The sequence below is a fragment of the Vibrio sp. 2033 genome (assembly GCF_033339735.1).
The window spans coordinates 1-542 of the sequence record NZ_JAWOVC010000728.1 but is presented as its reverse complement, the minus strand read 5'-3'; the positions used below and the strand labels follow the sequence as shown (position 1 = coordinate 542).

Annotated in this window: 1 protein-coding gene; it reads left to right on the top strand. The window is 45.2% G+C overall.

Annotation, left to right across the window (positions count from 1 at the left end; translation table 11 throughout):
- Positions 1-228 precede the first annotated feature (228 nt).
- A partial coding sequence (locus R7P74_RS28755; RefSeq protein ID WP_318124101.1) for a LysR family transcriptional regulator occupies positions 229-542 on the top strand: 314 nt, incomplete at its 3' end.

The window sequence follows — 542 nt, the reverse complement described above, 5'->3', positions numbered from 1 at the left end:
GCTCATTTTGTTGAAGACATGCGACAAATGGTGAGTTCGACCGATTATCTTGATCACCAAGTACAGCAAGTCGCGCTCAGAATCGAACGGCAATGCCGAGCGAAAGGATGGTAGATAAAGGCAGGAACAACGTTAGGGAAATTCGAACAACAAAAAGCCATCTTCTAAGCTTGATCATTAGAACGAGAAGTTTGAACGGCGAGAAGACTCAACGGATGGATAAACGCTATGCTATCGATAAAACAATTATCTTATGCCTTGGCTGTCTCAAAAACGCTGCATTTTCGTAAAGCAGCAGATTTGTGTCATGTTCGCCAATCAACGTTGAGCACAGGCGTCAGTGAACTGGAGCGTCAACTAGGCATTAAGATTTTTGAGCGGGACAATAAAAAAGTGCTCGTCACGCCACTTGGTCGTGAAGTTTTAGACAAAGCCAGCAACATTATGCTTCAACTGGAAGACATGGCACACCTCGACCACAGTTGCGGCGAACCTTTTTGCTTTCCGTTGTCCATTGGCATGATCCCGACCATTGCACCTTA